Annotated in this window: 19 protein-coding genes and 2 pseudogenes; 9 read left to right on the plus strand and 12 right to left on the minus strand. The window is 70.0% G+C overall.

Annotation, left to right across the window (positions count from 1 at the left end):
* Positions 1–38: 38 nt before the first annotated feature.
* Positions 39–1,112, minus strand: a complete 1,074-nt coding sequence (locus tag ACZ5ON_RS25945; RefSeq protein WP_465597326.1) for a hypothetical protein — start codon at positions 1,110–1,112, stop codon at positions 39–41.
* A gap of 211 nt (positions 1,113–1,323) precedes the next feature.
* Positions 1,324–1,836: pseudogene (locus ACZ5ON_RS25950) on the minus strand (endo alpha-1,4 polygalactosaminidase); the annotation flags it as partial.
* Between the two features lie 166 nt (positions 1,837–2,002).
* On the opposite strand from ACZ5ON_RS25950, the gene ACZ5ON_RS25955 reads away from it, so the two are divergent.
* From ACZ5ON_RS25955 to ACZ5ON_RS25975, 5 genes are all read left to right on the plus strand, one after another.
* Positions 2,003–3,106, plus strand: coding sequence for a transposase domain-containing protein (locus ACZ5ON_RS25955; RefSeq protein WP_465597329.1), 1,104 nt, complete (start codon positions 2,003–2,005; stop codon positions 3,104–3,106).
* A 158-nt stretch (positions 3,107–3,264) separates the two neighbouring features.
* Positions 3,265–3,426 carry a hypothetical protein gene (locus ACZ5ON_RS25960; RefSeq protein ID WP_465597332.1) on the plus strand — a complete coding sequence of 54 codons (162 nt, stop codon included), beginning with the start codon at positions 3,265–3,267 and terminating at the stop codon, positions 3,424–3,426.
* 226 nt (positions 3,427–3,652) lie between these two features.
* Entirely contained in the window at positions 3,653–4,813 is a 1,161-nt protein-coding gene (locus ACZ5ON_RS25965) for a cupin domain-containing protein (RefSeq protein WP_465597335.1), read from the plus strand.
* 113 nt (positions 4,814–4,926) lie between these two features.
* A complete protein-coding gene (locus ACZ5ON_RS25970; RefSeq protein WP_465597338.1) occupies positions 4,927–6,702 on the plus strand; it encodes an ABC transporter ATP-binding protein in 1,776 nt (591 codons plus the stop codon).
* A gap of 277 nt (positions 6,703–6,979) precedes the next feature.
* Positions 6,980–8,425, plus strand: a complete 1,446-nt coding sequence (locus ACZ5ON_RS25975; RefSeq protein ID WP_465597341.1) for a glyceraldehyde-3-phosphate dehydrogenase — start codon at positions 6,980–6,982, stop codon at positions 8,423–8,425.
* Positions 8,426–8,500: 75 nt separating this feature from the next.
* Here ACZ5ON_RS25975 and ACZ5ON_RS25980 read toward each other — a convergent pair whose 3' ends face one another.
* The 4 genes from ACZ5ON_RS25980 to ACZ5ON_RS25995 are packed head-to-tail and all read right to left on the minus strand — an operon-like array spanning position 8,501 to position 14,889.
* Entirely contained in the window at positions 8,501–9,289 is a 789-nt protein-coding gene (locus ACZ5ON_RS25980; protein ID WP_465597344.1) for a DUF2785 domain-containing protein, read from the minus strand.
* A gap of 50 nt (positions 9,290–9,339) precedes the next feature.
* Positions 9,340–9,960 carry a hypothetical protein gene (locus ACZ5ON_RS25985; protein WP_465597347.1) on the minus strand — a complete coding sequence of 207 codons (621 nt, stop codon included), beginning with the start codon at positions 9,958–9,960 and terminating at the stop codon, positions 9,340–9,342.
* Between the two features lie 34 nt (positions 9,961–9,994).
* Complete coding sequence (locus tag ACZ5ON_RS25990) at positions 9,995–14,167, minus strand: RHS repeat-associated core domain-containing protein (protein ID WP_465597350.1); 4,173 nt, start codon at positions 14,165–14,167, stop codon at positions 9,995–9,997.
* A complete protein-coding gene (locus ACZ5ON_RS25995; protein ID WP_465597353.1) occupies positions 14,164–14,889 on the minus strand; it encodes a WXG100 family type VII secretion target in 726 nt (241 codons plus the stop codon). Before ACZ5ON_RS25995 ends, ACZ5ON_RS25990 begins: the two co-directional genes overlap by 4 nt.
* 409 nt (positions 14,890–15,298) lie before the next feature.
* Here ACZ5ON_RS25995 and ACZ5ON_RS26000 point away from each other — a divergent pair, with 409 nt between their 5' ends.
* Complete coding sequence (locus ACZ5ON_RS26000) at positions 15,299–15,901, plus strand: DUF4291 domain-containing protein (protein ID WP_465597356.1); 603 nt, start codon at positions 15,299–15,301, stop codon at positions 15,899–15,901.
* 9 nt (positions 15,902–15,910) lie between these two features.
* On the opposite strand, the gene ACZ5ON_RS26005 is transcribed toward ACZ5ON_RS26000, so the two are convergent.
* The 3 genes from ACZ5ON_RS26005 to ACZ5ON_RS26015 all read right to left on the minus strand — a co-directional run bounded on the left by ACZ5ON_RS26005 (position 15,911) and on the right by ACZ5ON_RS26015 (position 20,534).
* Positions 15,911–16,390 carry a hypothetical protein gene (locus ACZ5ON_RS26005; protein ID WP_465597359.1) on the minus strand — a complete coding sequence of 160 codons (480 nt, stop codon included), beginning with the start codon at positions 16,388–16,390 and terminating at the stop codon, positions 15,911–15,913.
* A gap of 135 nt (positions 16,391–16,525) precedes the next feature.
* Positions 16,526–17,398 (minus strand): carbon-nitrogen hydrolase family protein, encoded by an 873-nt coding sequence (locus ACZ5ON_RS26010; protein WP_465597362.1) that lies wholly within the window; start codon positions 17,396–17,398, stop codon positions 16,526–16,528.
* Positions 17,399–17,651: 253 nt separating this feature from the next.
* On the minus strand, positions 17,652–20,534 hold the full coding sequence (locus ACZ5ON_RS26015; protein WP_465597365.1) for a TIR domain-containing protein: 2,883 nt from the start codon (positions 20,532–20,534) through the stop codon (positions 17,652–17,654).
* Positions 20,535–20,722: 188 nt separating this feature from the next.
* On the opposite strand from ACZ5ON_RS26015, the gene ACZ5ON_RS26020 reads away from it, so the two are divergent.
* Entirely contained in the window at positions 20,723–21,238 is a 516-nt protein-coding gene (locus ACZ5ON_RS26020; protein ID WP_465597368.1) for a hypothetical protein, read from the plus strand.
* Between the two features lie 82 nt (positions 21,239–21,320).
* On the opposite strand, the gene ACZ5ON_RS26025 is transcribed toward ACZ5ON_RS26020, so the two are convergent.
* Positions 21,321–21,794 (minus strand): ATP-binding protein, encoded by a 474-nt coding sequence (locus ACZ5ON_RS26025; RefSeq protein ID WP_465597371.1) that lies wholly within the window; start codon positions 21,792–21,794, stop codon positions 21,321–21,323.
* Between the two features lie 131 nt (positions 21,795–21,925).
* On the opposite strand from ACZ5ON_RS26025, the gene ACZ5ON_RS26030 reads away from it, so the two are divergent.
* Both ACZ5ON_RS26030 and ACZ5ON_RS26035 read left to right on the plus strand, forming a co-directional pair.
* Positions 21,926–22,804 (plus strand): helix-turn-helix domain-containing protein, encoded by an 879-nt coding sequence (locus tag ACZ5ON_RS26030; protein ID WP_465597374.1) that lies wholly within the window; start codon positions 21,926–21,928, stop codon positions 22,802–22,804.
* A complete protein-coding gene (locus ACZ5ON_RS26035; RefSeq protein WP_465597377.1) occupies positions 22,801–23,007 on the plus strand; it encodes a DUF397 domain-containing protein in 207 nt (68 codons plus the stop codon). Before ACZ5ON_RS26030 ends, ACZ5ON_RS26035 begins: the two co-directional genes overlap by 4 nt.
* 76 nt (positions 23,008–23,083) lie before the next feature.
* Here ACZ5ON_RS26035 and ACZ5ON_RS26040 read toward each other — a convergent pair whose 3' ends face one another.
* Together ACZ5ON_RS26040 and ACZ5ON_RS26045 are read right to left on the minus strand one after the other, a co-directional pair.
* On the minus strand, positions 23,084–23,422 hold the full coding sequence (locus tag ACZ5ON_RS26040; RefSeq protein ID WP_465597380.1) for a hypothetical protein: 339 nt from the start codon (positions 23,420–23,422) through the stop codon (positions 23,084–23,086).
* Between the two features lie 124 nt (positions 23,423–23,546).
* Positions 23,547–24,013: pseudogene (locus ACZ5ON_RS26045) on the minus strand (MarR family transcriptional regulator).
* Between the last annotated feature and the right edge of the window lie 29 nt (positions 24,014–24,042).

Genomic DNA, 24,042 nt, shown 5'->3' on the forward strand with positions numbered 1-24,042 from the left:
CAGCGTTCCGCCGGGCCCGCCACCGTCGGGGTGACCGATCAAGTTGCGCGTCCGGAGCGGGATCCGGCCGACGTGCCGGCCTCCACCTCGAAGAATTGAGGCTGGTCCACGCCCGCGCGCTTCGCCGGCGGGCCGGACAGGGCGTGGCGCGACGTCGCACCTCGCGCGAGTACCACCCCGATGGCGGCGGCGGCCGCACTCACCAACAGGGCGAGAGCGGTCACGGTGAGGGCGTCCGGGTGGATCAGCGGTTGGCCGCGCAGCGCCTGCCAGGTCACCAGTGCCACCAGCCCCCCGTAGCCCCCGGCGGCCACCAGTACCAGCTCCACCCGCGTACGGTCGTCGCGGAGGCGAGGGAACCGGGCGGCCATCGCGGCCAGGGCGAACGCGACCAGCGGAAGCACCTGGAGGGCGTGGATTCCGAGGAAGTGCGGGATCCGAAGGTCACCGCCGGTGGTGCTCCAACCCAGGCCCGGCAGCCCCGGGCCGCCATCGGGCACACCCACGCTGTGCCCACCGGTGAACCCGGTGGGATGGCCGCTGGCCTCGGCGGCCCGCTGCGCCGGAGTGGGCACCACCATCAGGAAGCCCAGGGCGAGACCGGTCAACGTGAGGACGAGCGACGAGCGGATCGCCCATGTGGTGGCGGGATCGGCCTGACGCTCCCGCATGACCAGAATGGCGCCGACGAGCGCGGCGGTCCACATGACCACGATGGTGCCACCCATGGTGGTGCTCAATGCGGCGTTGAACGGCGTGCTGTTGTTGAAGTGGCTCTGCGTTCCACGGACCACCTGGGTCACGATGATGGCCATCTCCACCGCCAGCGTGCCGGCGACCACGGTACCCAGCCACCAGCCCACCCGCCGGGCCCTGCGCTGCCGGGAGTGGAGCCAGGCCAGACTCGTCAGGTAGGCACCGATCGACAGGCTGAACTTCAGGGGCTTCATCCAGATCGGCGCGCCGACGAGTACTCGGTGGTCGAAGAGAAGTCCGCCCACGGACACCAGGGACAGTAGCGCCATCACCACGGCGAGGCCCGTCAGCGGCCCGTGCCAACGCAGCGCCCGCCGGATCGGGGAAGTGTTCGAGGATGAGGTAGGTGGGTCCATGGGCCGCATAGGAGTTGTCCTTCAGCTCGCGCATCTTCTGACAGCGACGATGCTGCTGGTCAGCTCGGTACGGGCACGATGGGAGCAGCACCCCGATCGCGGGTGGGGTTATCCCCCGGTCGGCTGACGCCCGGGGGCATCTTTACCGACCGGACCTGATCGGACTGGGCCCAGGAAGGCGAACTTCGGACCGCTGCGGCAGAGAACCGGCTCAACACGTCCTGCGGACGTAGCCGTTGTGGTCCTGGGCGGTCACGCCCTTGTCCCGGCGGACGATGCTGAGCCGGCTGCCGAAGGCGGAGCACGCGCTGTGCAGGCCCTGGTCGGTGTACTCGATCACCAGGACGTGGTCGGCGAACGCGGAAGCGTACATGCCGCATTCGTCGTACTCGGCGCACTCCTCGGCGATGGCGAAGTCCAGGTGGGTCCGGGACCTGTCGCCCGCGAGGTCCGCGCCGTTCTTCTGGCCGACGGCCAGGCCGCGCGCGTGGGCGTGCGCGGCCGGAAGGGTGATGAACGCCTCGGCGTCGGCGGCGGTGAGCGTGCCGTCCGAGCGGGTGTAGCTGTCGTAGTTGTCGAGCTCGAGGGCGTTGAAGCCCTTCCCGGCGCATTCGTCGATCCACCGGTCGACCGTGGCCGCCACACGGGCGCGCCGGTCGGCCGTGCTGATGTCCAGCAGGGCCTCGTTCCAGTCGGAGTCGACGACCACCTGACCGTGCGTGTCGCCGTTCTCCCTGGTCAGGTTGGTTCCGAACGCACCGTCACGGACCGTGTACGGCAGGAAACTTCCGAGATCGCCTCCGTTGAGTGATGCTTCCTTAAGCAGCGTCATGCTGCAGGATCCAGAACAATGAACGCACAACGGGGGCTGTGGCGTGAACGTGGCCGACATGGCGGTCATCGGACTGATTGTCAGTATTTTTCCACCGGAGCTCGTCGACTCCGCCGTCGAGGGCGCAGGGAGCAAGGAGGTCAGACGTCGCGCTCTCCCGGCCCGGCTGGTGACGTACTTCGTCATCGCCATGGCCGTCTGGCCGCAGCTGGGCTACGTGGGGGTGCTGGAGAAGCTGGCGGCGGCACTGCGGTGGACCCGCGCGGCCGTGCCGCCGTTCATCAAGATCCCGAGTGACGGGTCGATAGCGAAGGCCAGGGTGCGGTTGGGGGACGAGGCCCTGCACCGGCTCTTCGAGCTCTCGCCGGAGCAGGCCGGTGCACCGTGCGGAGCCGACGGTCCCGTGCGGGCGGGGCACCGGATCTGTTCGCTCACCGGGGCGCTGCTGGCCCTGCCCGACACTCCGGACAACCGGCACGCGTTCGACGTCCCGCCGGATCAGGAAGTTCCCCAGGGGCGGCTGCTGATGCTCGGTGACAACACCAGCCGTGCGGTGCTGAGCGTCGCCTTCGAAGGCGTCGGCACCGAGCAGAGCGGCATGGTGCGGAGCCTGCTGGGCCGGATCCCGGGCCCGCTGCTGGTCCTCGTCGATCCGGACCTTCCGGCGGCGGAGCTGCTGGACGACATCCGCTCCGCCGGCGCCGACGCGGCCTGGCTGCTGCCGGCCTCCGAGGCCTGGACGCCGCTGTCCACCCTGCCGGACGGCAGCTGCCTGGCCGTCATGGGCAATGGTGTCGAGACCGGCCAATCGCCGCTGAGGGTGGTCGAGTTCAGTACTGCGGCCGAGGACGGAACAAGCGTGATCCACCGGATCGCCACCACCGCGGTCGATCCGGACGTGCTGCCCGCCCAGGAGCTGGGCCGGGCCCACCTGGAGCGGTTCCGTACCGAGACGGTCTTCCAACTGCTCGCCCGATCCCGTCCGGACGTCCGGTCGCCGTTCCGGTCGCGCTCGCCGGAGCTGGTGCGCCAGGAGCTGTGGGGCATGCTCTGCTGCTACCAGGCGCTGCGGCTGCTCGTCGTCGCCCCGATCGCCGGCGGCGCGGCCGCGCACGGCGAGGAGACATTTCCGGCGAAAAGCAGCTGGTTGGCGAGCGCTTAAGGAAGCGTTTGAAATGCGTTGCCCGCCGGTGAGCGACGTGCTTGAATCCAATCCGATCGCAAAGGGCGATCCCTCGCCGGGGTTCGGGACTTGGGTTCCGAACCAGTGGTGCGCCAAATGCGTGCCATTTCGAGGAATTTTGACGAAGGGAGAAAACGATGGCGAAGAGCCTTGACGCTGCCGACATCGTTGTCGTCCGTCCGGCGCCCCACGCCGTGCGCCCGATGCACGACCGGAGCCGTGGCCCGCTGGATGACAACAACAGCAACGACAGCGGTGGTTGGGACAGCTTCACCACCCACGTCGACGACAAGGACTGATTCGTCGGTCCACTGCCGCGGCTGGTGAGCTGACTGCGGCAACGCGGCCGGCGGGTCCGCGGATCCATGGATCCGCGGACCCGCCGTGTCAGCCGGCCGCATTCCGGTCGGTCCAGTGCAAAGCATTCCGTAGGGAGACTCGGAAGTCATGACGATTCTTACGGATCGAGAAGACGCTGCGCCCGTCGCGCGGCCGCTCCTTGATCTCGCGCGCCTTATCAACCCGGTGGCCCCGGAGGAATTCAAGCAGGAATTCTGGGAGAAGAAGCCGCTGCTGGTCGAACGGAATGACCAGGAGTTCTATTCCAGCATTCTGACCCTGGACGACGTGGACCAGCTGCTGCTCCTCTCCGGTCCCGCTCTCGACTGCATCCGCGTGGTGGTCGAGGGCAAGGAGACGCCGGTCGAGGAACTCGGTTCCGCGCGGGGGCGGAACGGGAAGACCACCGCGCTCGAGGCGCTGTACGAGCGCTACCGCACCGGCTCGACCCTGGTACTCAACGCACTCGAGCGCCGGTGGGCGCCGATAGCCCGGCTGTCCTCCGCGCTGAGCGCCGAGCTCAGCGCACGGGTCCAGGCGAACGTCTACCTCACGCCGGGCGGCAGCGCCCGGGGCTTCAATCCGCACTACGACACCCATGATGTGATCATCCTTCAGATCCATGGGACCAAGCAGTGGCGGCTGTACAAGTCCGATTACGAGCTGCCCACGCAGGACCGGCCCTACGACCACCACTCCGACGCCACTCCCGAGGTGGAGCGGACGATCGATCTGCGGCCGGGAAGCCTGCTCTACCTGCCGCGCGGCACGGTGCACGCCGCCACCTCCACGGACACGGCCTCGCTGCACATAACCCTGGGAATCCACCCGGTGCTGTGGCCCGCTCTCCTGCACGAGGCCATTGCCAAGATCGTCGCCGAGGACGTCCGGTTCCGCACCGGCATGCCGATCGGCTTCGCCTCGGACGGCTCGCTGCAGCGCCAGGCCGAGGAGACCCTCGCCGAGCTCCTCCAGGAGGTCGCCGCCAGGACCGACGTCCGGCAGGCCGTCCGGGATGCCGTGAAGACGGCGGTCTCGATCAGTGCGCCGCCGCTGCGCCACCACCTGACCGACCTGGAGGCGGTGGACGGCATCGACCTCCGGACGCCGGTGCGCAGGCGCCCCGACCTGAAGTGGCAGCTCACCACGGACGACGAGTCCGTCCGGCTGGACTTCCACAACAAGACCGTGCAGCTGCCGGTGCACGTCGCCGAGGAGGTCGCCCACCTGGTGGACAGCAGCGCCGAGCCGCTCACGGCCGAGTCCATCCCCGGTGACCTGGACGCCCAGGGCCGTCTGGTGCTGGTGCGGACCCTCCTGCGCGAGGGCTTCCTCACCGTCAGCTGACCCGCCGGACAGGCCCCGGGCCCCTCGCCGAAGACACCCACCTCGTGCTGCGCAGCCGGCGCCGACCGGCTGCGCAGCACTGCGTGATTTCCAGCCACCGAAGGTAGAACACCATGGCCACGCCCGAGGCAGACCGCCACCGCCCGCCGTTGCGCAGAATCGCCGGCCTGTTCTCCCCCCACCGGGGACAACTCCTGGCGGTGCTGTCGCTGGTGGTCGTCTCCGCGCTGCTGGCGCTGGTGCCGCCGTTCCTGCTGCGGGCGATCCTGGACGTGGCCCTGCCGCAGGGGAGGACGGGACTCCTGACGGCGCTGTCCGCCGCGATGTTCGCCCTGGTGGTGCTGGCGACGGCGCTCAGCGTTCTGCAGACCTACCTCTCCGTCCGTCTGGGCCAGCGGATCATGGAGGACCTCCGCAACGCGGTCTACACGCATCTGCAACGGATGTCGCTCGCCTTCTTCACCACGACCCGGACCGGAGAGGTGCAGTCCCGGATCGCCAACGACATCGGGGCGATGCAGGCGACCGTCACCGGAACGGCGACCTCGGTCGTCTCCAGCGTGACGACCCTGGCGGCCAGCCTGGTCGCCATGACGACGCTCGACTGGAAGCTGACGCTGCTCTCGCTGGCCATGCTCCCGCTGTTCATCTGGATCAGCCGCAAGGTCGGCGCCGAGCGCCGGGAGCTGACCACGAAGCGGCAGGAGCTCCTGGCAGTCGTGACCGCACTGATCGAGGAGTCCCTGTCCGTCAGCGGATTCCTGCTGGCCCGGACCATGGGCCGGACCGGGACGCTCAACCGCGAGTTCGCCGGCCACTCCAGTGCCATCACCGATCTGTCGGTGCGCTCCTCGATGGCCGGAAGGTGGCGGCAGTCGACGATCTCGATCATCATGGCGGCCATGCCGATCGCCATCTACTGGTCGGCCGGCGTGTTCGGCGAGCACGGCCGCCCGACGATCTCGGTCGGCACCCTGATCGCCTTCACCACGCTGCAGCAGGGCCTGTTCAGCCCGGTGGTGTCGCTGCTGCAGACCGGGATCGCCGTCCAGGGCTCGCTGGCCCTCTTCGACCGGGTCTTCGAGTACCTGGACCTTCCCGTCGACGTCCCCGAGCCCGAGCAGCCGAAGCCGCTCGACCGGCCGGCGGGCCACGTGCGGTTCGAGGACGTCGGCTTCGCCTACGGCCCTTCGGCGCAGGTGCTGTCGGACATCAGCCTCGATCTCCCGCCGGGCAGCCACCTGGCCGTGGTCGGGGCCACGGGAGCGGGGAAGACGACCCTCGGCTACCTCGTGCCGCGCCTCTACGACGTGACGCGGGGCCGTATCACGATCGACGGGACCGACATCCGCGACCTCGACTTCGCCACCCTGTCCGACACCGTGGGCGTGGTCTCGCAGGACACCCACCTCTTCCACACCACGATCACCGACAACCTGCGCTTCGCGAAGCCCGGCGCGACCGAGGCGGAGATCGTCGCCGCCGCCAAGGCCGCACAGATCCACACCCTCATCGAGGGGCTGCCGGACGGCTACGACACCATCGTGGGCGAGCGCGGATACCGGTTCTCGGGCGGCGAGAAACAGCGCCTGGCCATCGCGCGGACCATGCTCCGCAATCCCAGGGTGCTCGTCCTGGACGAAGCGACCAGCGCCCTGGACACCCAGACCGAACTGGCCGTCCAGCAGGCACTGGAGACGCTCTCCCGGGGGCGCACCACGATCACCATCGCCCACCGGCTGTCGACGATCCGCAACGCGGACCAGATCGTCGTCCTCGATCGCGGCCGCATCGTGGAGCACGGCACGCACGCAGACCTCCTGGCCAACGGGGGCCACTACACCAGTCTGGTCAACGCCGCCTCCCGGACCGCCACCGCGGACACCTGACCCCTGCGGAGCGGGCGCGGCGAAGACGGGCGTCGGGGCACGCAGGAACGAGTGACGGCACACCGGTCCGCACGGCACAACCCTGCCGGAACGCAGCCGACTTGGCGGGTACGCCCATGGCACTCCTCGATCGCGGCGGGCCCGGCCCCGGGCGCCGTGCGCCCGGGCGAGCCGGGGCCGGTACGGCGGGGAGCCGGGCGTGCGGGCAGGGCCGCTAGCGCGATCGAAATGGCCGAAAGCTAGCATGTGACTACCGCCTAGCTCGAAAGATGGACTTGTGACTGTCAACGACGACGTGTTCACGGACTGGAAGAACCGCGAGGAGATCGCGGAGTCGATGATTCCGATCATCGGAAGGCTGCACCGGGAGCGGGACGTCACCGTCCTGCTGCACAGCCGCTCCTTGGTCAACAAGTCGGTGGTCAGCATTCTGAAGACCCACCGATTCGCTCGCCAGATCGCCGGTGAGGAGCTCTCGGTCACCGAGACGCTGCCGTTCCTGACCGCTCTCACCACGCTCGATCTCGGCCCTTCCCAGATCGACATCGGCATGCTCGCCGCGATGTACCGGACCGACGACCGCGGCCTTCCCGTGGCGGAGTTCACCGCCGAGGCCGTCGCCGGCGCCACGGGCGCCAACAAGCAGGAGCGCCGCGAGGGCCGCGACGTCGTCCTGTACGGCTTCGGTCGCATCGGCCGGCTCCTGGCCCGCCTGCTGATCGAGAAGGCCGGGTCCGGCACCGGTCTGCGCCTGCGCGCCATCGTCGTGCGCAAGGGCAAGGGCGAGGACATCGTGAAGCGCGCCTCGCTGCTGCGGCGCGACTCGATCCACGGCCAGTTCCAGGGCACCATCACCGTCGACGAGGCGAACGACAAGATCATCGCCAACGGCACCGAGATCAAGGTCATCTACTCCGACGACCCGACCACGGTGGACTACACGGCGTACGGCATCAACGACGCCATCCTGATCGACAACACCGGCCGGTGGCGCGACCGCGAGGGCCTGTCCAAGCACCTCCGCCCCGGCATCGCCAAGGTGGTGCTGACCGCGCCGGGCAAGGGCGACGTCCCCAACATCGTCCACGGCGTCAACCACGACACGATCAAGCCGGACGAGCAGATCCTGTCCTGCGCGTCCTGCACCACCAACGCGATCGTCCCGCCGCTGAAGGCGATGGCGGACGAGTACGGCGTGCTGCGCGGCCACGTGGAGACCGTCCACTCGTTCACCAACGACCAGAACCTGCTGGACAACTACCACAGCTCCGACCGGCGCGGCCGCTCGGCACCGCTCAACATGGTCATCACCGAGACCGGTGCCGCCTCCGCCGTCGCCAAGGCGCTGCCCGACCTCGACGCGAAGATCACCGGCAGCTCGATCCGCGTCCCGGTGCCGGACGTCTCGATCGCGATCCTCAACCTGCAGCTCGCCCGCGAGACCACGCGCGAGGAGGTCCTCGACTACCTCCGCAACGTGTCGCTGACCTCGCCGCTCAAGCGCCAGATCGACTTCATCACGGCCCCCGACGCGGTCTCCAGCGACTTCATCGGCTCGCGCCACGCCTCGATCGTCGACGCCGGCGCCACCAAGGTCGAGGGCGACAACGCGATCCTCTACCTGTGGTACGACAACGAGTTCGGCTACTCGTGCCAGGTCATCCGGGTCGTCCAGCACGTCTCCGGGGTGGAGTACCCGACCTACCCGGCCCCGGCGGTCTGACCCCGGCGGGCCGTCCCGTCCGCCTTCCCGGCGGGCGGGACGGCCCGTACCTTTCGGGACGCCTCCACCGTTGGGTCACGCGGTGTAGGGGGCGACGATCGCGAGGGTGTCGGTGAGGGCGCCGAGGACGGCCTCGCGGTGGGTGACCGTGCGAGGCGGGCCGTCCGGGGTGGGCGCGCGCAGGCCGCGGTCGGCCAGGACGTAGAGCATGCGCAGGGTGCGCATGGTGTTGGAGGCCCAGGCCGGAACGGGGCCCGGCTCTCCGGTCCGGAACGCCGCGGCGACGGGGTCCGTCCATCGCGCGGACTGGGCGGCGGTGAGGTCCGGGTGGCTCAGGATCCGGGCGAGGGCGAGGGCCAGCCGGTCGTCCTCCTGGGCGTCGAAGAGATGGTCCGTGGCGGCCAGCAGTCGCGCAACCGCCAACTCGGCCAGTGGTACGGGGTCTTGGCCGGGATGCCGGGAGAGTGCGGCCAGCAGGTCGGCGCCGTGGGCGACGGCGTGCAGCCAGCCGAGGACCGGGTCGTGGCCGCGTAGGTCCGTCTCGGCCGGGTACCAGTCGGCGAAGGCGTTCCACCACTCCTGCTTCCAGTCACCCGCCTCGACGATCCGGGCCAGGACCAGCGGAGCGAAGGCGCGGGCCGCCACGTCAGGGTCGCTGAACCGCGCGGCCATGCGGTCACCCAGGTACTGCCGCTCCGCCGGGTCGAGGGCGGGAATCCAGCGCGCGGCCCTGGAATAGGCCCGCTCGTCGCGCAGCACGGGGTCAGGGGAGCGGAGGTCCGCGATGAGCGCGTCGAGAGCCGCGACCCGGGACGGTCCGAAGAGCGTGCTGATGTCGCCGTCACGGCTCTGCGATGCGTCCATGGGCGGAGAGGCTACCGGGGGGCCGCTACCGACAGCCACCCACTTCCTGCTCAGCCGCGCTGTGCCCGCCACTCGGCCGTGTCCACCAGCACGGGGCCGGTGACCTCGACTGCTCCGGAGGTGTAGGCCGCCCAGCGCAGGTCGTCGCAGGCGAAGAAGTCCTCGCCGTGGGCGTTGACCCAGATGCTCAGGGTGCGCTCGTCGGTGCGGGTGATGTCCCACCACTCCCAGGTGCGGAAGGTGCTGTCCCAGTCGAACCGTTCCAGCCAACTGCTCAGGCGCCAGCCGGTGCCGTGGCCGGCGGCGGTGAACCGGGCGGCGCCGGCCCGGGCGAAGTCGGGGGCCGACTGCTCGGTGCCCGAGTGGGTGCAGACCGCAGCGAACCAGTCCGGCACCTGACGTACCGTCAGGTCCAGCTCCAGCGAGTCGGGAGCGTCGAGGTAGTCGAGGTCCATCGCGGCCACCGCCCGCTCCAGCGCGGCGCCGAGCACCGAGCGCAGCCGCTCGGTGTACTCCTCGGCCGGTCCGTCGATCTCCACCAGGAAGCGGCTGAAGGCGGGGCAGGGCGCGTCATCCGGCGCGGGCGGGGTGTCGACCCGATCGCGCTCGGCGATGAACAGCGCGTCCTCCTCGTCCAGGCCGGCCGCCGTGTAGTCCGTGTAGGTGCCCATTGTGCTGCTGTGCCTTCCTTGCTACCGCGGTGGATCAGTGCTTGCCGGCCGCGGCCTTGCGGGCGAGTGCCGCCTGCTTGTTGGCCTCGCGGCGGGCCCGCTCCTCGGCCAGTGCCGTCTCCTTCGCCCGCTGCTCGGCGGCCTCGCCCGACCACTGCCTGTTCTGTTCTTCCCAGTTGACCGGCCTGCCGTCCGGCTTGCCGTTGTGGGTGGCCTGCCAGCCGTTCGGGGCGTACTCCTCGGTTCGCCCGCTACCAGGGATGATATGCCGCTCCAGTTCGCCCAGTTTGTGGCCGGGGATGCCGTAGAGGTCGGGGCCCTGGGTCGGGTCGGAGATCTCGTAGAACTTGCTCTTGTAGGCCTTCCAGTCCTGGTGGGCCTCCGGTGGCAAGCTCATCAGGCCCTTGTGCTTGATCTGGTCGTCCATGTCCTGGTAGAGCGAGTTGGCGCGGACGTGCTCCAGGTAGCTGACCGGGACCTCGAAGGACTGGATGCGGCCGCCCTTGGGCACGTCGGCCTGGTAGTGGTCGGTGTGGCGGCGGTCGCCGCTCATGTTCACGTACAGGCTCTTGCCGTCCGGGTGCTTCTTGTTGGAGGCGCGCAGGATCGACGTGTTGCCGTGCTCGTCCACCTCGACCCGGTAGCTGTTGTCCGGGGTGCCGCGGTAGTCCCACTTCTCCTTGCGGTAGACCCGGACCACCTCGCACTGCTTGGGGGTCAGGCCCAGCGGGTCCAGCCAGGTGTGCGGGTTGACCACGTAGTTCGCCGGGTTGGGCGACGGGGCCAGGCCCAGCGGGTCGGGCGAGGTGTAGCGCGCGGTCTCCGGGTCGTAGTAGCGCCGGACGTTGTAGTGCAGCCGGGTCTCGGGGTCGAAGTACTGGCCGGGGAACCGGAGCGGGGTGTAGGTGGTGCTCTGGCTCGGCCAGGTGGCGCCGCCCCACAGCGTGGTCCGGGCCCGCCAGGCGATCTCGCCGGACTCGTCGACCAGTTCGGTCGGGGTGCCGACCAGGTCGGTGACGACGGCGAAGAACCGGCGCTCGGCCTCCTCCCCGTCCGCCGCTCCGGTACCGATGAACTCGGCCTGGGCGAGCGGGTGGTGGCCGTCGTGCTCCCAGCTGAGGGTGTACGGCCCGGGCAGGTGGGGCGCGTAGGTCGTCTGCTCGCAGAGCGTCCCGCTGTCCCAGGTGAAGACGGTGCGCTCCAGGACGGTGGTGCCGTCCTCGGCCAGCTGGAGCTTGGCGGTGCGGCGGCCGAGCGGGTCGTAGGTGTAGCGCCAGCGCTCGCCGCCGGGTGCGTGGACCTCCACCAGCCGGTCCTCGGCGTCCCAGGAGTACGTCCAGACCTGGAAGCCGCCCGTGCCGTCCGGGACCCGGCGCTCGGTCAGCCGGCCGCCCCGGTCGTAGGCGTACTCCACCGAGCCGGCCCGGGTCAGTTCGGTTCCCCGGTAGCTGCGCGGTCCGGTGCAGTCGGTGGTGCCCGGCGAGACCGGCCAGTGGGCCTCGGCCAGGTTGCCGGACCCGTCGTAGCGGTAGGACTCGCTCCAGGAGCGGGCCTGCACCCCGGTCACCCGGCCGGCCGCGTCCAGGGTGAAGTGGCGCGGCCCGTCGAGCTGTTCGTCGACCGAGACCAGGCCGCCGCCCGGGCGGTAGTGATAGGCGCGGCGCTGGACGGTCCGGCTGCCCTCGGCCTCCGGCACCTCCACCGACCTGACGGACAACCGGTCGTCCGGAAGCCATTCCTGGCGGATCGTCAGTCCGAAGTCCCAGCTCCGCCCGGTGTCCCGGCCCGCCTCGTCCTGGGTGAAGGCCAGCGTGGCGTCGGCGAAGGAGAGCGCCGCCGGGAGCCCGGCCGGGGTGTAGGCCCAGCCGCTCTCGACCCCGGCGGGGGTGCGCCGCGCGGTGCGGCGGCCCTGGTCGTCGAAGCGGGTCAGTAGGCTCCGTCCGTCCACCGTCTCCACCGCCGTGCCGTCCGGGGCGAAGTCGCGGGTCAGCGAACTGGTCGGGCTGTGCGCCGCGCGCAGCCGCCCGGCCCGGTCGAAGACGTAGCGGGTGACGGCGCCGTCGACGTCCTTGGCGACGACCCGGCCCAGCATGTCGCGGGTGAAGCCGCTGCGGTGGCCCAGCGCCGTCGTCCGGGCCGTCAACTGCCCGGCGGCGTCGTGCTCGTAGCGCAGGGTGCGGCCGTCGAAGTCGGTCTCCGAGGACGGGTTGCCGGCCGCGTCGTAGGTGTAGTTCCAGGTCAGGCCGGCCGGGTTGGTGACCCGGGTGAGACGCAGCTCGGTGTCGTAGTCGAAGGTGTAACGCGCGCCACTCGGCTCGATCCGGCCGGCGGGCAGGTCGAAGTGCGTGTAGCTGAAGGTGCTGCGCCCGCCGAGCGGGTCGGTGTGGGCGAGCAGGTTGCCCTCGCCGTCCCACTCCCACTGCTCCGCCGCGCCGTCCGGGCCGGTCCGGGACAGCAGCTGCCCCTCCACCGTCCAGGTGGCGCGGGTGGTTCCGGCGGCGTCGGTGACGGCGACCGGCCGGCCGAAGGCGTCCCGGGCCGTCTCCTCGGTGCCGCCGTCCGGGCCCGTGACCCGTACCGCCAGCCCGGCCGCGTCGTACTCGATCAGCCGGGTGCCGCCGTCCGGGCCGGTCACGGCGGTCAGCAGACCGCGCTCGTCGTACCGGTAGCCGGTGGTCGCACCGGCGGGATCGGTGACGGAGGCCGGATTGCCGCGCTCGTCGTAGCCGAAGGACCAGGTGCCGCCCTCGGGGCCGACCCGCTCCACCAGCCGGTCCTGCTCATCGTAGGCGAGCGTGGTGGCCGAGCCGTCCGGGCGGGTGACCGAGGTCAGGTTGCCGTCGGTGTCGTAGGCGAAGGAGACGGTGCGGCCCAGCGCGTCGGTACGGGAGAGCGGACGGTCGTAGCGGTCCCAGGCGCGCAGCACGGCGCGGCCGAGCGGGTCGGTCTCGACGATCGTCTGGCCGAGCTCGTTGAGCCGGTACTCGGTGCGGTGGCCCAGCGAGTCGGTGACCGTGGTGATCCGCTGCTCGGTGTCGTAGGAGAAGGTCGCGTCGAGGAAGCCGCCCTCGCCCCTGGTCTGGACGCAGCGCCCGGCCCGGTCGTACAGGTAGCGGTAGCGGCGCTGGTTGCGGTCGGTCCAGGTGGTGATCCTCCCCTGCTCGTCGTAGGTGTAACGCATCGCCAGGCCGGAGGAGTTGACGACCTCCACGAGGTCGCCGTAGGCGTCGTAGCCGAACCGGACGAGGGTGAGCCCCTCGGAGGCGTCCGGATCGGCGGCCTCGCCCTGGAGCGCGCTCCGGTAGCCGGGCGTGGCACCGAGCAGGCGCAGCGCCGTCACCCGGGGCCCGGCGGTGTCCACCGCGATCCGGTAACCGCCCGAGTGGACGATCTCCCGCGGTGCGCCGGAGGGGGAGCGCAGGATCTCGATGCCGTTGCCGTTGCGGTCCGTCAGCGCGGCCAGCGGCAGGGTACGGATTCCGGCGCCGGCGGCGGGGTCGTCGAGCGGCTCGAAGCGGAGCACCGTCCCCGATCCGGGGTCGGTGACCAGCAGGGCGGCGCTCTCGGCCGACTCCCGGCGCAGCGCCCGGCGCGGCCCCTCCAGCGGGAGCACCGGTGCGTCCGGGCCGGGCAGCGGGTAGTGCAGGATCGTGCCGTCCTCGGCCGCGAAGAGCGCGCCCTCGGCGTCCAGCTCGATCCGCTGGTCCAGGGTGGAGGCCCAGGAGCGGCCGAACCAGCGGCCCGTCCGGTACGAGGAGAGGTGGGTACGGGAGAGCAGCAGCGGCAGTGCGGCGTCCAGCGCGACGTCCTGCTCGGCCATCAGCATCTCGCCGCTGGCGATGTCGACCGGGTCGCTGCGCATCTGCCGGGTGGCGGGCGGCTTGGCGGTGTCCCGGGGCTCCCCGGCCCCGTCCCGCAGGTTCGGCGAGCCGGGGCGATGGCCGGACCCGGACCCGGACCCGGACCCGGACCCGCCGCCGGAGGAGGGCCGGGGCTCGTGGGGCGTGCCCTTCCCGCCCCTGTCATGGATCTTCTTCAGCTCTTCCGCGTGCTTGGCATCCGTCTCGCGGGTGTTCTTGGCGACCTTCTTCAGGTTGTCACCCGCCGACCGGTAGAGGTCCTTGACCGCCTTGCCGGCGTCCTCGGCCAGCGTCTTGCCGAGCTTCTCCGCCCCGTGCTCCAGGGCCTTGGTCACCTGGTTGGTCATTCGAAGCTCACCCCCGCTATCCGCGACTGGAAGGTCTGGGCGTGCCCCGCCACCGTCTCCGCGTGGTCGTGCATCATCCGCGCGTGGTCCTCCAGCGCCGCCGGGTCGATCCGGAAGCCCGAACCGGCCGCACCGCCGCCGGAGACCCCCAGGGCCGACTCGGCGGCCTGGAACACCAGCCCGCTCACCGCCCCCGCCACCACCTCGACCAGCGGATCGATGGCGGCCTCGATCACCTGGCCGATGATGTACTGCTCCAACTGCTGCTCCAGGTAGTTGACCAGCTTCCGGGCGGCCGCCTCGATCGCGACCACCGCCGCCTCGGCCAGCCCGAAGGTCGCCACCGCAGCCGCCTGGTCCGCCACGAACGCCGCGGCCATCAGCACCAGTTCGGCGATCGTCTCGACCTTCATCGCCACGATCACCTCGGCCGCCGCGTCCAACGCGGTGGCCACCACATGGCAGGCCTGCACCAACTCGTTCATATGCGAGTCGGACAGCTGCGCCCACTTGGCCAGCAACGCCTCGTACGACGCCCCCTGGTACGCCTCGCCCAGCCGCTGGATCGTCGCCGTCGAATCCCGGTGCGCCGAGTCGATGCTGTCCGCGAACTCACGTACGTGGGAGGCGAACTCACGGACCTTGTCCTCGTTCACCGTCGGCCAGTTGATACCGATGAACGACAGGAACGAGACCACCTCGTCAGGCAGCTCGATTGCCACCGCGCCCCCCTCCACTGCTCGCGGACATGTGTTGGTTGAAGAGTAATTCACTTGACGTCCCGACAGTGCCGACGGTTCCCTTGGTCACGGTCCGGGCGGCGCAGAACGATCGGGGCGTGACGGTCGGAAGGCGCAGGCCAGCCGGACCGTGACCCGCCTCGCGGAGCCGGCCGCACCCGCCGGGCCCCGGGCTCCGTCCGGACGTGAACGAAGATCCGATGTGTGCGGATGGCCGCCGGTCGGAATCCTGTCGTCCGGGCTGCGGAAGCGCTTTCGGGAAAGTGTCGTCGTTCCCTCGGTCACCGAGAACTCCCAACCCCTGTCGCCGGCCGGGAAGTCCGGCGGGGCGCTCTCCCGGCGGCAGCGAGAATGGGCCTTTGACCACCGAACCGACCATCCTGGAGTACCGATGACCGAACCACCGCTCCGGCAGATCCGCGCCGCTCACGACGAGCAGGGCCTCACCGTCTACCAGGCGTACCCAGCCCCGATCGCCGAGGCCGCGCTCTCGGCGGGCACCTTCGTGCCGCCGTTCAAGCGCGAGCGGATGACCTGGATCAAGCCGTCCTTCCGCTGGATGATGTACCGCTCCGGCTGGGGCACCAAGGCCGGACAGGAACGGGTGCTGGCCGTCCGGATCAGCCGGGAGGGCTTCGAATGGGCCCTGGACCACTCCTGCCTGAGCCACTACGACCGCGACGCGCACTCCTCGACCGCCGCCTGGAAGGAGGAGTTGGCCGCGAGTCCCGTACGCATCCAGTGGGATCCAGAGCGCTCGACCGAGCTCTCCGCGTTGCCCCACCGGGCCATCCAGATCGGTCTGTCCGGCGAGGCCGTCGGCCGCTACGTCGACGACTGGATCCTCGGCATCACCGACGTGACCGCCCTGGCCCATGAGACCCATGCCCTGGTCCGCGCGGGCCGGACGGCCGAGGCCGACGCCAGGCTCGCCGTCGAAGCCCCCTACCCGCTGCCCGCCCGCCTGGCCGCCCGGATCGCCGCCACCGGCTGATCCCGGGGGCTAACTCGGATCACCGTCGGAGGTCGTGGCCGACAGCCGCTCCCGCCCGTCCGGGTAGGCCAGGTCGACCCGGACCGCCTCGCTCAGCGGGAAGCCGACCGGTACCAGCGGTACGGCCCCGGCCAACTCCGCCGGGAGCTCGGTGAGATGGACCGGCCGGCTCGGGACGCCGTAGCGGGTGTAGCGGTCGTCGAACTCCTCGTCCCAGGTGAACAGGTAGGGCGCGTGGCCCAGTCGGACGACGCAGTGGGTGACGGGGCAGTCCTCGAAGTCGACGTGGCAGACGGTGTCGAACCACTCGGGGTGGCGGGCCCGCGCGGCGGCCGTGGCCCGGTCGAGGGCCGGTGCGTGGCGGCGGGCGGCCGTGGGGACGGGACCGAAGGCGGAGTAGAACAGGCCCACCCGGCCCGCCGGGTCGACGGCCCACCAGTGGAACTGCAGCCCCCAGCGCGGGTGCCCGAACGGGTTCGCCGCCGTCATGCGGTCACCGGTGCGAACCGGGTGGCCGCCCCGCCGGTGGTGAGGCGTTCCAACTCGCCCGTCCTCCTCGTCATCGTCGGTGCCCGAGCGCACGGCTTCCCCGCCGGGCGCGCCTGAGCGCCGCCCGGCCCGGGCTCAGGCCAGGCGGACCCGGTTGCGCCGGGGCGGGGTGGCGGTGCCGGTACCGACGAGTTCGGTGAGGTCGCGGAGCATGGGCTCCGACTCCCGGGCGGCCAGCAGCACTTCGGGTTCGAGGTCGGCGATCACCAGCTCGGGGAGGTCCTGGCCGGCCTCGGCGAGCAGGCGGCCGGTCGGGCCCCAGACGGCGCTGCCGCCACAGGTGTTCCAGCCGCCGGTCACGCCGATGTGGTTGGCCAGCACGGCGTAGCAGGTGTTGTCCATGGCACGGGCCGGGAACCAGGTGCGCGACTCGTGGTAGCCGTTCCCGACGCTGAACAGCGCACCGACCAGGTACGCGTGGCAGCCGTCGAGGGCCGCGGCCCGGGCGTGCTCGGGGAAGCCCGAGTCGTAGCAGATCCCGAGGCCGAGCCGCCAGCCGTCCAGTTCGAGGGTGCAGCCCGTCGTTCCGGTGCGGTAGAAGCTGCGCTCCGACTTGAACAGCACCTGCTTGTCGTACCGGGTGGCGAAGGCCCCGTCCCGCCCGAACACCAGCGCCGAGACGAACAGCTCGTCCTGCTCCAGCACCGCCGCGCCCACGACGGCCGCGGTTCCGGCTTCCCGGCAGGCCGCCGCGATCGGAGCGAGGCGGGAGTCCTCGGGCTGCACCGCGTAGCGCAGCGGGTCGGACTTGATGAGATCCGGTTCGTAGCCGTTGAGGAACTTCTCCGGGAAGACGACCAGCGCGGCGCCTTCGGCTCCCGCCTGCCGGATCATGCCGGCCACCGTGGCCACGTTGGCGTCGATGTCACCGGCGACCGCCCGGGCCTGTGCGGCCGCTATCCGGATCGGGCGGACGGGGGCCGGGTGCGAGTCTCCACTGGCAGTCATGTCCTCGCACCCTACTGGATGTTCACGGCGCGGCCCGCGACCGAAGGACGCCCGGCGACCCGCGCGGCCGTCCGCGCCGACCCCAGCGGGATACAGCTCCCGCAAGGTCTGGCGCCGGGGTGGCGGTCTGTTCGCCGGCGATGGTGTGAAAGCCTCGGCGGCCCGGGAGTTGATACCGCCCGGACCGACGTACGCGACGTCTCCGACGACGAGTAGCCGCACCGAAGACAGGTGACAACGGGTGGCGAGGCCGTCAGCGGGCGTTGCTGTGGCAAGGCGGATCTGTCTTCACATCCTTGAGGTACCGATCGTATTCGGCCCGGGGAAGAGGATCAGGGGCCAGGCCGCAGAGGATCTGCCGCCACGCTGCCACGTTGATGGTGTGGAGGACGAGACTTCCGTCGTTGCCGAATGCGAGGGTGCCGCCTTCGGGGCCGGCGAAGACGTCCGCGGCGTACGGGTTCGCGCTGTTGCCCTGGCCTTGCAGAGTCCAGGTCCCGCGTGCCTCGCCCGACGTCGAGTCCCAGAACTGGAGGCCGGCCTGGGGGCCGGTTCCGTAGGACTGTACGAGGAGGGCGTCGTCGTCGCTGAAGGCCACGGCCATGTTCCCCGAGGAGGACACGGCGGTGCTGTGCGCGGTCCGCCCGCTGGGGATGTCGACGACCGCGATCCGCTTGTCCGCGTTGACGACGGCCGCCTTCTGCCCGTGGCGGCTGATCGCCACACTCTGGCCGAACGTGTCGGCAGTGGGCACCTCGGCCTTCCGCACCTGTTCCAGGCCCTTGCCCTCCGTCCATCGCCAGACGCTGAGCTCGTCGTAGATCAGGACGGCCACGCTCGTGCGGTCCGCGCTGACGGCCGTGATGCCTTCGGATCCGTTCTGGAGCGGGATGGACTGGCGCACCTGCCATGAGTCGGGGTCGATCACCTGGAGCGCGTTCTCCGTGAGCACGAGCACCTGGCGGTCACCTGGAAGGTAAGCCAGGGGGGTGAAGCGCCGTGGCGCGACGGGAACGGTGGTGGTGCTGAGCTGTCTCCCGGTGTGCAGGTCCCACTGGTAGGCGGTGTTCTCGTGCACAGCGAGGAGACGCGAACCGTCACCGCTGGCGATCAGATTGTCCCGGGTGGCGGAGAGCTGCACCGGCACCCGCCCCAGTCCCTGGACACCCTTCTCCGTGATGGCCCATGTGTCTGTGCCGTTCGGCCCGGCGCGTAGGGCGATCCGCTTGTCGGCCGTCAGGTCGGCGAGGCCGACGTGGGCCTCGTTCGGGAGGGCTGTGCCCGACTGGTAACTCCTGGTGGAGAACAGGGACACGGCGCCGTCGCTGGAGCCGGCGGCTACCCAGGTTCCGTCACCTGATACCGACAGGGCGTGTACCGGGAAGGTGAAGGCGCCGAGGACACGCTGGCGACGCAGCGCTTCGTCGTACACCACCACCTGCTGCCCCTCGGAGGCGTACAGGGCGGCCCCGTCGTTGCTCGGCTTCGCGGCCCCGTCCGTACCGGCGTTGTCGTCGGTGGTCAGCGGCTGCCCCTTCACCAGGTCCCACACCTCGTCCTTGGTCCCGGGCGGGCCGCCGTAGAGGCGCGCCCGGGTGCCATCGGCCGACATCGTCACACGCCTCTTGTCGCCTACCGGGAAGCCGGTGAGCTTCCGCGGAGCAGTCCAGGTCTCCGAGTCGGGGACCAGGGTGCGGATCGTGCCTGCCTCGGAATCGAGCGCCTGGAGCCTGTTCTCGGTGTCGAAGACCAGGGAGATCGCATTCACCGCCGCTGCCGCAGGTTCTTTGCTGATCAGACGCCCGCTGGCCGTGTCCCAGACGGCCAGCTGGGACTCTGATGGTGCGCCGTCGGGCGCTGGGCTGAAGAACGCCGCGGCCAGACGCTTTCCGTCGCCGGAGAAGGCGAACGCACGCAGGCCCCTATAGCTGCCGGCCAGGTCAGCGCCCTTGCTGGCGCTGATCGTGCGCATCAGCTTCTGCCGGCCCACGTCCCAGAGTTGGACCTGGTTGTACGGGGTCTCCAGTGCGAGAAGCCGACCGTCCGAACTGAACGCGAGTCCACCACCGTCCTGGGGCCAGGACGCGCCCTCCAGACTGGGAAGCGCCTTCCGGGACCGGATGTCGAAGAGGTGGACCGCATAGTGGCCGTCAGGCCCGAACGCGGGGTCGAAGCTCGAGTAGTAGGCCATGACGCTGCCGTCTCGATTGACGGCGACGTTCGTCGCCACGACATGGCCGGCTCCTTCGTACGGGGCAACCTTCTCGCTGCCGGTCTGAAGGACCTGCGCCGTGTTGTCATTGGCAGCCACCGCTCGGCCCAGCGCTTGGGCTGCCTGGCCCGTCGGCTCGGTGGCGTAGGCGTAGAGGGCGAACTGAGCCGCCTTGCGGGGATCGCTGAGTGCCAGTTCCAAGGAGCGGCTGGCCAGGGACTGCGAGGCGTTGGTGCGGGCGCGGGCATCGGACTCGTTGAAGTAGTGCACCGCCGTGACGGTGCCGATGGTTGCGCCCATCGCGGCGACGACTCCGAGGCCGATCGCGGTGTTCCAGCGCCGCCGCAGTCTGCGCTGGGCCTGAATCGCCTCGCTGTCCAGTTCGTCCTTGCTCAGCCCGTGCAAGGGGGCGGCGACGGTCACCACCCGGTCACGGAAGGGACCGCCGCGGGCCATCGAGTACGTCGAGGCGTCACGGAACGACCGGAAGTCCACCCAGAGCGGCTCCGCTCTGAACGCGCGGCGCAGTTCGGTCGGCAGCGCAGTCGTCCGGGCCCAGTCGAAATCTCCGGCACTCTCGTCCCAGGCGATCGTCCCGGCGCTCAGGGCGACGAGGAACCGGTCCATGGATCGGTTGGTGCACCAGTAGGCGATCTCCTTGCGGACCCAGCCCGAATCGGCGGCCTCCGGCGATGCCAGGTAGATGAAGTACCGGGACCTGGACAGCGCGGACATGAGGCTGGCGGGAAGGTCGCTGTTGGCCGCCAGACTGGTGGCGTCCCTGAAGACGTTCATCCTCGATCGGGGTTTCAGAGGGTTGAACGCCAGATTCTCGACGCCTCGCTCGAGCGCCTCGGCCAGCGGGACGTCGCGCTGGTGACTGTAGGAGATGAACCCGTCGTACTTGTAGTCGCGTCTGTTCATGAGGATGGCGAGCGCTCCGGAGATCTGATTCGCAGTCAGTCCGAAGAGGATTGCATAGGGGTTGGCGAGAGGAGAACCGTCACTGACAGGGCCTCAGGACACCAGCCGACAGGCATGCCGGACTATGCTGGGAGGACAGGCGAAGATCATCTTCCCCAGGAGGTTCGATGAAGCGCGGACGAGTCCAGGTGGAGCTGTCCATCCCCTTCGTTGGGAAGGTTGCTGGCGAGTGGTACCCCGATGACGCTGAGCAGAACGCGGCGTGGGAGCTGTACGTGGAGCTCGTCACGAGGGTGACAGTGGCGGAACTCGGCCCTGAAGACGGCCTACTGCGAGAAGCCCTCAGTTCGTACTACAGCATCTTCGGCACCACCCGCGAAATCCTCCGCCGCCACGGCCCCTCTGTCGCGCCGGTCCGCAAGAAGGGCCAGCTGAGCTTCGGTACCCTCGCCGTCGTGCTCCTCAACGGCGCCCTGCGCCCGCTCCTCGCCAAATGGCATCCGCTCCTCGCGGACTACGAAGCCCAGCGACAGCCCGGTGTGCCCCAAGTGCAGCACGAGCGGGACTGGGAGCGGGCGGCCGAGCTGAGGAACGAGATCAACAGCGTCCGCATCGTCCTGACCGAGACCGCGAAGGTCCTCGGAGAGGTTTGCGGCGCCACCTCGCTCCTTCCCGAAGACACCCTGCACGGGTCAGACCGCTGAACAGGCCCGTGCGCCTGACAGGTCCGTCCTGAGCAGGCCCAGTGCAACCCTCGGCGACGCCAATCCACATCGTAGTCACCGGTTAGCCGATCTCGGCGAGGGCGAGTTCGGCCCAGACCGTCTTGCCCGAGGGGTGGCGGGGCTCGCAGCCCCAGCGGGCGGCTAGGGCCGAGACGAGGACCAGGCCGCGGCCGGACTCGGCAGTGGGGGCGTGATCGACCCGCTGGGGCAGACGCTCGCCTCGGGCGTCCGAGACCTCGATGCGGAGGGTGGCCACCGGGGCGTCGTCCGGGGCGTCCTCCGGCCTGGCGAGGGTGAGCCCGAGTTGGAAGTCGCGACCGGGCACGTGCCCGTGCGTCACCGCGTTCGCGGCGAGTTCGACGACGACCAGGTTGGCCCACTGGAAGACCTCCGTGGTGCGTGGCCAGCCCCATTCGGTTAGCTGCTGCGCGGCGGCCAGCCGGGCGAGGCGGGCACCGCGCCGGGAGGAGCTGAACTGGCCGGCGAATCGCCGGGCGGAGACGGGTGGCTGGGCGAGGATGATTTCTGGGTTCACGTGACAGAGCGTGCCCGGGGCGACGTACCCTGGCCATGAGTCGGACCGGTACGGAACGTGTCTGTACGGGTGCGGAAGGTTGCGCGTCCGGCTCTCCGGTCGTACTGGTGTGACTCGCGCGGGGTGGTCGCATGGAGGGCTTGGTCGGAGGCGGCGCCGTGGAGCGCCGACCGGAGCCGACGGAGGATGTCGACGGAGCGTCGGACCTGTTCCGCGCGGTGGGCCGTCAGGTGAAGTTGCTGAGGGAGCGGGCCGGGCTGACGCAGAAGGAGCTGGGTGACCGGCTCGGGTACGGCGAGGACCTGATCTCGTCCCTGGAACGCGGACGGCGCACCCCGCAGCCGGAGTTCCTCGACGCTGCGGACGAACTGCTCAGCGCTGGCGGTCTGTTGAAGGTGGCCAAGGAGGACGTGGCGCGGGCGAAGGCGCGCTCGCGGGTGCGGCATCCGGAGTGGTTCCGGGACTACGCGCGGCTGGAAGCGGACGCTGTTGAGGTCAACTTCTACAGCACGCTGACCGTGCCTGGACTGCTCCAGACCGAGGACTACGCCCGGACCACCTTCATGCTTCGCAGGCCGTTGCTGGACGAGGAGACCATCGAGCAGCGGGTCGCGGCTCGATTGGCCCGGCAGGAGATCCTCACTCGACGGCCTGCTCCCATGGTGTGCGCGGTGATCGAGGAGTCCGTACTGCGGCGGGTGATCGGTCGAAGCGAGGTTCAGCAAGGGCAGCTGAGGCACCTGCTCCACCTTGGCCAGTTGCGGAGTACCACGATTCACGTTCTACCGGAGGTGTGCGAGGAACACGCCGCCCTGGAAGGCCCGTTCATCCTCCTGACCCCGAAGGGAAGGCCGCAGATCGGCTACGTCGAGGTGCAGAGTACGAACCGGCTGATCACAGAGCCGGAGAAGGTCCGTATCCTGGCAGTGCGGTACGGATACCTCCGAGGGCAGGCCCTTGCACATCGTGAATCTCTGACACTGATCGAGAAGATGCTGGGAGAGCTATGAACATCGAGCAGCGTCCAAGCGGATGCTCCGAACTTGCCTGGTTCAAAAGCAGTTACAGCGCAGGCGACGGCGGCGAGTGCGTAGAGGTCGCCGTCGGGTCAGGTGTGGTGCACGTCCGGGACTCGAAGGATCGGGAGGGGGCACAGCTCTCGTTCCCCGCCGAGGCGTGGGCCTCGTTCGTGAGGTTCGCCGCTGGGCGGTGACCGTTTGCTGAGTAGCGGCGGCCTGCGGCCGGCCGGATGGCTGATCCGCAGGCCGCCACCGTGTCAGCTCGTCGGTTCACGGCACCGCCGGCTCGGCGCGTGCGAACCGGACTGAATGACGGTAGGTAAGGTCCTGCGTATTCGTCTTACCGTTCGGGTCGATCGACGCGAACGTCGCCTGTGCTGAGATGCTGGCGCCGGGTGCGGCGGCGACCGCGGCGCGGAAGGCGGCCGACCCAACATCGGAACGACAACAGCCACTGATCTCTGAGACAACCCCCAGGCACGGCAAAGGCCAGTTCGCGGCAGGCCAAGCGATCCAGGCCTTGCCTGCAACGAGGCCGAGGCGCTGCCACGGCCTGTCGGCGGGCGGCCCGCGAAAAACGAGTTGTTCGCGGGCCGTGGCCTCGATCATGATCGCCTGCATGGACCTGTAACGGCTGCCACGTAGCAAAGCCAACCTGTCGCGCGGTTGACCCCGGAGACCCAGATGCTGGCTGGTGGAGGGGCGCCACTCGATGCAGGCAGGGCGGGTGCGGCTAAGCCAGGGTGCCGCCCGCGTTTCGGATCATCTGCTGGAGCACTTTCAGTGTGGTGACGTAGTCGGCGTCATCGATGCCCTGGTGGATGCGGGCCCGGATGGCCGGGGCGTGCTGCTTGAGACCGACACGAGCCTCCTCGCCGACTCGGTGATCCACAGTCGTCCCCCGGCATCGTGGGTGAGCCAACCGCGCTCCAGCAGGACTTCCGCCTCTGCCTTCAGGTCGTCTTCGGGCCTGATGTAAGAGCTCATGGCCTGCTGAAGTTCAGGGATGGTCATGCCGCGGCCGTCGGGTGAGATGTCGTTCTTCGACAGGTTGCGCAGCAGCCAGAACTGGGGCTGGGTGAAGTCCAGTTCGGCCTGCTGGGATCGGGTGAACGAGATGATGGCCTCGTAGGCCACTCCGGTCCAGTACGCAGCCGGCTGAGCGGCAAGTTCGGCGTCGGATGTGTGCTGAGTCGTCATGTGCGGTGCCCCCATAGGAATGATCGCTG

This window comes from Kitasatospora sp. NPDC032150 (assembly GCF_055579945.1).